Annotated in this window: 5 protein-coding genes; 3 read left to right on the forward strand and 2 right to left on the reverse strand. The window is 49.0% G+C overall.

Translation table 11 applies throughout. The features are described from left to right. Positions 1-208 precede the first annotated feature (208 nt). Both recD2 and recA read right to left on the reverse strand, forming a co-directional pair. Positions 209-2470 (reverse strand): SF1B family DNA helicase RecD2, encoded by a 2262-nt coding sequence (recD2, locus tag AM1_RS32050; protein ID WP_012167273.1) that lies wholly within the window; start codon positions 2468-2470, stop codon positions 209-211. A gap of 67 nt (positions 2471-2537) precedes the next feature. Further along, a complete protein-coding gene (gene recA / locus AM1_RS32055; protein WP_012167274.1) occupies positions 2538-3611 on the reverse strand; it encodes a recombinase RecA in 1074 nt (357 codons plus the stop codon). 117 nt (positions 3612-3728) lie between these two features. Between recA and AM1_RS32060 the strand changes: the two genes are divergently transcribed. The 3 genes from AM1_RS32060 to AM1_RS32070 are packed head-to-tail and all read left to right on the forward strand — an operon-like array spanning position 3729 to position 7104. After that, complete coding sequence (locus tag AM1_RS32060; protein ID WP_012167275.1) at positions 3729-3932, forward strand: hypothetical protein; 204 nt, start codon at positions 3729-3731, stop codon at positions 3930-3932. Further along, on the forward strand, positions 3929-4753 hold the full coding sequence (locus tag AM1_RS32065; RefSeq protein ID WP_012167276.1) for a GNAT family N-acetyltransferase: 825 nt from the start codon (positions 3929-3931) through the stop codon (positions 4751-4753). The genes AM1_RS32060 and AM1_RS32065 overlap by 4 nt, the downstream gene beginning before the upstream one ends. A 32-nt stretch (positions 4754-4785) precedes the next feature. Continuing rightward, positions 4786-7104, forward strand: coding sequence for a ribonuclease catalytic domain-containing protein (locus AM1_RS32070; protein ID WP_012167277.1), 2319 nt, complete (start codon positions 4786-4788; stop codon positions 7102-7104). Positions 7105-7138 lie beyond the last annotated feature (34 nt).

Below are 7138 nucleotides of genomic sequence, written 5' to 3' on the forward strand. Positions count from 1 at the left end.
GGGCAACCTTAACACACTAAATTTAGAGTGTGAGGTTACTGATAAAAAATGACTGAGAAGCTTGCTATACCTAAAGTCTGCCCATATTCAACAAAAGTTTTACGCTCGTTCTTAAAGAACCATCATCTCTGCAAAGTAACTCAACAATATGGGGATTTCATGAGTTAGTTAAACAACCCAGAGTATCGATGACTATGTTAACGACCCGTTAAAGAATTGCGGAAGCTAGTGATTCGTTGGCCTTGGGAACACCTCCCAAACGCCGCTCAAGCAAGGTGTATCGTTGCCTATCTTTGATCTGCCTGATGGCCATGCTGATGGCATTCTTGGGGCCTACGAGAATCGCCAGTTTCTTCGCCCGTGTCAGTCCGGTATAGAGCAAGTTACGGCTGAGCATAATGTAATGCTGCATGTACAGGGGCAGAATGACGACGGGATATTCCGACCCCTGGCTCTTATGGATTGTGACGGCCCAGGCTAAGCCAATTTCATTCAAGTCAGCGAGATCATAGGAAACGGAGCGTTCTGCATAGTGAACGGTGACCTCAATCTCTTCTAAATTGATATCCTCGATCACTCCCATATCGCCGTTGAATACTTCTCGGTTGTAATCATTGACCTGCTGCAGAACACGATCTCCCACCCTGAGTATCAGACCTCCTCTCGTCAACTCAGGCTTATCGGGGCAAGGAGGATTAATCAAAGCTTGCAACACTTGATTGAGTTTACGAGTACCGACTTCGCCCCTCGTCATGGGGCATAGGACTTGCACATCTCGTGCTGGCTGGAACCCAAGTTCAGGGAGAAGATCGTTGATCAGTTCCTGGATCGCTTGCACACCGTTCTCAGGTTCGGGGGCACCTAACCAGAGACAATCTGTTTTGGGCGAAGGACTTACGGATTCCAAGTTGGGAAACTGGCCTTGATTAATGCGATGGGCGTTACGGATGATGTGACTGGCTTGGGCCTGACGAAAGACCTCCGTTAGTTCAATAATGGGAATTCTCCCAGAGGTTATCAGATCTAATAGGACGTTTCCTGGTCCCACACTAGGTAACTGGTCTGTATCCCCCACGAGCAAGAGTTGAGCGTTGGTATCAATAGCCTTGATCAGGGAATTGGCTAAGAACAGATCCAGCATGGAGGCTTCATCAATCACCACTGCGTCAGCGGGGATCGGGTTATCTGAGTTCCGTTGAAACTTCATTGTCTTGGGGTCAAATTCCAAGAGGCGATGAATCGTTTTTGCTTCATGACCCGTCACTTCACTGAGGCGTTGCGCGGCTCGACCTGTCGGGGATGCTAATACGATGTCTTTCCCCATTGCTTTCCAGAGCGCTACGATTGTGCGGGTGGTAAAAGTCTTCCCCGTTCCGGGTCCACCCGTAAGGATCACAACACGCTGACTCGCTGCCATTTCCACGGCTTGCTGCTGCTGTTTTGAGAGACTCACATCTGTTTGAGCCATGAAGCGGTCTAACCAAGCCCTTACCCGTTCATTATCGACAACTAGAGAGCTGGCCAGCAGCTGGAGGACTCGTCGAGACAAGTGAAATTCTGCTTGGAAGAAGGGAGGTGCGTAGCAAAGCAGTTTCGTCGAGCCCTCATGTGTTAACCGTTCGACGATTAGCTCAGCATCAGAGATCATGGCATGGATCAAGTACTCCACTTGATCGGGTTTGGGCTGATAGTCAGGGAGAGCTAATCTCTTCACCGCTCGATCAATCAATTCTGGTTGAGGCAAATAACAATGCCCTTCTTCTGCGGATTCACTCAAGACATGTAGCAGACCACTTCGATAGCGGTATTCAGAATGAGGTGAGATGCCAAGACTGCGAGCAATCTCATCTGCGGTCACAAATCCAATGCCATAGACATCTGTTGCCAGTCGATAGGGGTTATGGGTGACGGTTTCAATGGACTCATCCCCATACTGCTTGAAGATCTTGACGGCATAAGTGGTGGATACGCCATGCCCTTGGAGAAAGACCATGACTTCTTTGATTGCCTTCTGACTATCCAAGGCAGTCTGAATCAGTTTGACGCGCTTTTTGGCGATACCAGGGACTTCAATCAATCGTTCAATATGGGTTTCAATAATATCGAGGGTATCTAGCCCAAAGTGAGCTACGATGCGTTTTGCCGTCACGGGACCCACGCCCTTGATTAAGCCACTGCCGAGGTATTTCTCAATGCCCGTGAGAGTCGCTGGCTTTGTTTCCTTATACTGTTTGACCTGGAATTGAGGACCGTACTTAGGATGGTCCCGCCATATCCCCTGGAGTTGAAGCGTTTGGCCTGCTTGGATATTGGCGAAGCTGCCCACGATGGTAATTAATTCACGGGTTCGGGGTGCTTTGAGGCGAGCAACGGTATAACCTGACTCATCAGAATGGAAGGTCAATCGCTCCACAACCCCCTGTAGTTGTTCAATGGGAGGAGACCCTGGATGAGCAGAACTACTGGGCATGGGTAGCTACCTTAAGACTTGATGCTAGGCTTCTTTACAGCAATATACTCCTGGAAGGTCGATGTTCTTAAGATGCATCAACTTCCTCTGTATCAGCCGGTTCTATCTCAACGGTCGTGATGGAATTTGCAGAAACTTTGGAGCCTAACTCCAGCTTTTGGCGTACTTGTTGTTCAACCTCTTGGGAAAACTCTGGGTTATCCAGAAAGTAATGAATGGTATTCTCCCGACCCTGGCCTATATTGCTACCGTCATAGCTATACCAAGCTCCTTTGCGGACAATGATATCTGTTTCCTCCGCCATATCGACCAGACAACCCATGGTTGAGATCCCCTGGCCAAACAGGATGTCAAACTCCGCAATCCGAAACGGAGGTGCAACCTTATTCTTGGCAACCTTGACCTTTGCGCGGATGCCATACATATCGGTGCCTTTCTTCAGGGTCTGAATTCGACGAATATCCAAGCGAACGGAGGCATAGAACTTGAGGGCGTTACCTCCCGTGGTCACCTCTGGACTGCCATAGGTGACTCCAATCTTCTGTCGCAGTTGGTTCAGGAAAATGACGGTGCTACCTGACTTGGCAATATTGCTTGTAATCTTACGCAGCGCTTGACTCATCAACCGAGCTTGCAACCCCATATGGGAATCTCCCATATCTCCCTCAATCTCAGCTCTGGGAGTAAGAGCAGCAACGGAATCGACCACAACGAGATCCACCGCACTTGAACGAACGAGTTGATCCACAATTTCTAAAGCCATCTCACCTGAATCAGGCTGGCTTACAAGCAGCTCTGATATATCCACACCCAATGCTGCTGCATAAACTGGATCAAGGGCATGTTCAGCGTCAACAAAGGCAGCGACTCCACCCGTCTTTTGGATCTGAGAAATCGCATGCAGGGCTACGGTGGTTTTCCCCGAACTCTCAGGTCCATAGATTTCAATGACGCGTCCTCTAGGAAGACCACCTCCTAGCGCTAGGTCTAGAGTCAATGCCCCACTAGAGTTGGTCTCGATCTGCATACGAGTGGCATCACCCAATCGCATGATGGCCCCTTTGCCAAACGTCTTTTCAACGTTTTTCATCACCAAGTCGAGGGCCTTTTGCTTCTCAGTCATTTCATTTTTGGCACTCATGAGTGAATCTCCAAAGGTGTGAATTGGGGGACGCTAGACCAATATAGTAATCTTGTACTAAAATGGTGTCAATAAGATACTTTTGTTCATGTTTTACCTCCACATGGTGAGGTTGTAATGGCAACAGATACACTTGCTGAACTGTTAGGATTCTCTGGTGGCTGGCTCGTCGGAGTCTCACTTGATTTAGAGTGGGGCTATCAGTGCTGGGTCATTACCCCAGAAAGACAGGTTCACACTGATGGAGAATTCTACGTGCATAGCCGAGTGGCATTAGAAGCAGGACGCTTTCTCGTGGAGAATTCCTTGGAGGTGGAGTGAAGAGTGAACCCATCGTCATGTCTTGGGAAGAGTATGAACTTATGCCTTGGCGGTTGGGCTGGAAGCATGAATATTTCAATGGGATGGCTTACCTCACGCCCAGACAGCAATCTGTTCTGACCGTCATCGAGGTTGCCCCCCGAAACGATACCCCTCAGTCCTTCAAGATCCGACCTGTTGTGTCAACGGATGTACTTGAGCTCAAGCATCTATTCTTTGAGATCTTTCACGACTCCGTTGAATATTGCAATTATGAAGAGCGGGATATTCAAGAATCAGCCCAAAGCTGTATTGATAACTATCTTGGCGCGGTCAAAGGTGAACCCTCAAAAGTGTCATGCGTTGCTATTTCACCAGATAGGGAACTCATAGGCATAGCTCTAGTAATTGAGCAGCCTGAACGGCAACCCTATCTTCGGTTGTTGGGAGTCTCCCCATCTTGGCAACGCCGTGGTGTCGCAACTGGCTTAATGACGACAATACTCAACCAACTCGTTAACACCTCTTTTACCCAGCTAGAGAGTCGATATTTCCTGGCGAATGAAGCGAGTAGAAACTGGCACCATCAATTTGGATTCCAGGATCAGCTCGACATATTCGTCGCTCATCTGTTTTACCGGCATGCCCAGCATGAATTATGGCGACAGGAACAACTTGGTCAACTCCCGAAGAAAGACTTGGCCCTTTTGGCATCTGAGGTGGAGCAGTGGCAGGCTGAAGTGGACCGTCAAGAAGTTGCCTTTGAAGCAACTTACCCCGAGAACTGTCCTAACAGGCTGACTTCTCATCATCAACGGACAAAGCCCACCGCTCTGCCTTAGAATGACCAAAAGTTTGTCCCCGTGAGCTTCCCATGCCTACTGCCACTTCAGAAAAGCTGAACCAGCTCCGAGCGCAGCTCCAAGAATGCACCAACCCAATTGCTGCCAAGCTACTCAAAAGTACGATTGCAAAACTTGAAGCTCAAATAAGCTCAGGCCAGCCCAAGACCACAGCATCCAAGATAGCCCAGCGGAAGGCTGCATTGAGGCACTCCCAGAAGCAGGCCAAACAGAAAGAAAGATCAACGCTGAAACCCCCTTCATCAAAGTCTGAAGGCGTACCTCAACATAAAAAGCCCATAACCTTAGATCAGGAAAAACCAATCGAACAGGCTAAGGTGACAGCGGTAGTACAAGTTGAGAAATCTAAGCCACTGATTCAAGATGGGCCACAAGCAACGACTGAAACGACTCCCAAAAACAAGAACCGTTTCTCCCCAGATGTCATTAAAATAGCCAAGCGCCTTGTCCTCGCTGATGAACTCTGGGAACGTCCCCAAGTTCAAGGCATCACCATCGATGGACCGACTTCTCGAGACCTGGATGACGCTATCTGGATTGAAGCGACTGAGTCAGGGGTAGTCCTCTCCGTACATATTGCCGATGTCTCCGAACTCGTGGAGATGGGCTCGATATTGGATAAGGTAGCCCTCTCTCGCACAGTCACACGCTATTTCAGCAATGGGAACGCACCCATGCTGCCAAGACCCCTGTCCGAAAATAAGCTGAGCCTGCTGGAAGGTGAAGCCCGACCTACCGTTACCGTTCAGGTTACCCTCAACCCGAACGCCCAGATGGTTGACGTCAAAATCTTTGAATCCTGGCTGGTAAGTCACAAACGCTTTACCTATGCTGAAGCCTCCCAGCCTAAATCATCTACTCCTTTTCATAACACTCTGGAAATGGCTCACCAATGGGCCTCCCATCTGTACCGAAATCGGCTGACATCAGGTTCAATTGGAGCGACCCAGACGGCTCAAGGCCAGTGGCTCACAGAAGAAGGCAGCCTTATCCAAGGTAAACTTCATCCAAGCCATATCCTCATTCAAGAATTTATGATCCTGGCGAACCTCGCCGTCGCTCAATGGTTAGCCGATCAGGATATCCCAGCGCTGTATCGGAATCACACCGCCAGAGCCATTGCCCCAGATCGGGAAACAATGTACCAAACGTTGTTGATGTTAGGGTCAAATGCAGCCATTCGTCAACGGTTGCACAGTTGGATGAACCGGGCCGTGTATAGTCCCGTCTTGATAGGGCACTTTGCCCTGAACCTTCCCGCCTATTGCCACTTCACCAGTCCGATTCGCAGAGTCGCTGACCTGATCAATCATCGGATTGTCAAAGCCTGCCTCAAACATCAAGGCCTACCCTATAAACAGTCTGAATTGGCGGAATTGGGACAGCATATTGCCCAGGTCAAGGATGAGCATAAAGAGCAGGCCTCGGAGTTCTTCAAAGCAGCCCATCAAAAGGTCTACCAGGAGCAACTTCAAACCCCCGAAGACTTAGCAAATCTCTCTGGGAAAGAATTCACACGACTCCTGAAATATGCGGTTGAGTCTCAGGGGGTTGATGAACTTCGCAGTGAACTATTGACCCGGTTAGGCGCTGAGCAACTAGCCGTACAGGATCTCTACCTGTTGCTCTTTCAGTCCAAAGAGCTTGAGCTACAACAGCAAGTGATTCAGTATCTGTCTGGCCATATCTATGATGCGGCGAGTGTGATCACCATTGCCTCCAATCAAGAAAGGAACTGGGAAGCATTCAACTATCTGGAAGCGGAGAATTCCCCCCCATTCCATATTTGGTTAGAGGTGATCATCTCTGGAGACTCCTTGACGACGATTCACCCTGCCACTCATTCCCGCAAACAACCCGCTCGTCATCACGCATGTTTGATATGGTTAGAAGACTATCTACAGAAAAACTTGGTCAATCCAGAAGCGAGTGTACAGCCTCCGTTACCAGAGGCTAAATTATCGTCTAAAGATTCAGCTCCCAGTGCAGCCTCCCTATCCAAAGCGATGCAGACTGCTTTGATGAAACCACTCAGTGGTGGTCAGAATTTTGTTGGGATGTTGGTGGATATTTGCCAGACATTGAGATGGGAGAATCCAGAGTACGAAATGGGCAGCTCAGATGATTGGTTTATCTGTAAATGTGAGCTGGATGTTCTGGGTGAACGGCTGGAAGGTAGCGGGGTGGCGAAGAAGAAAAAATTGTCTAAGAGTCTAGCTGCTAAAGAGGTACTTGAGCAAGTACGAGAGCTTGCACCTCAGCATTGGGAGGAGTGGTTTCCAGGAGTAGCATTCAGCCAGCCTAAGAATCTGACCAACCAAGAAGATTGAGGCTCTCTGGGAATTAGCGTGTAGCAGTCCTACA

The sequence above is a fragment of the Acaryochloris marina MBIC11017 genome (genome assembly GCF_000018105.1).
GTDB lineage: Bacteria > Cyanobacteriota > Cyanobacteriia > Thermosynechococcales > Thermosynechococcaceae > Acaryochloris > Acaryochloris marina.

Excerpts from the sequence above, each read along its gene's own strand:
- AM1_RS32070 (WP_012167277.1), top strand. The coding sequence starts at position 4,786 with ATGCCTACTGCCACTTCAGAAAAGCTGAACCAGCTCCGAGCGCAGCTC.
- recD2 (WP_012167273.1), bottom strand. The coding sequence starts at position 2,470 with ATGCCCAGTAGTTCTGCTCATCCAGGGTCTCCTCCCATTGAACAACTA.
- recA (WP_012167274.1), bottom strand. The coding sequence starts at position 3,611 with ATGAGTGCCAAAAATGAAATGACTGAGAAGCAAAAGGCCCTCGACTTG.
- AM1_RS32060 (WP_012167275.1), top strand. The coding sequence starts at position 3,729 with ATGGCAACAGATACACTTGCTGAACTGTTAGGATTCTCTGGTGGCTGG.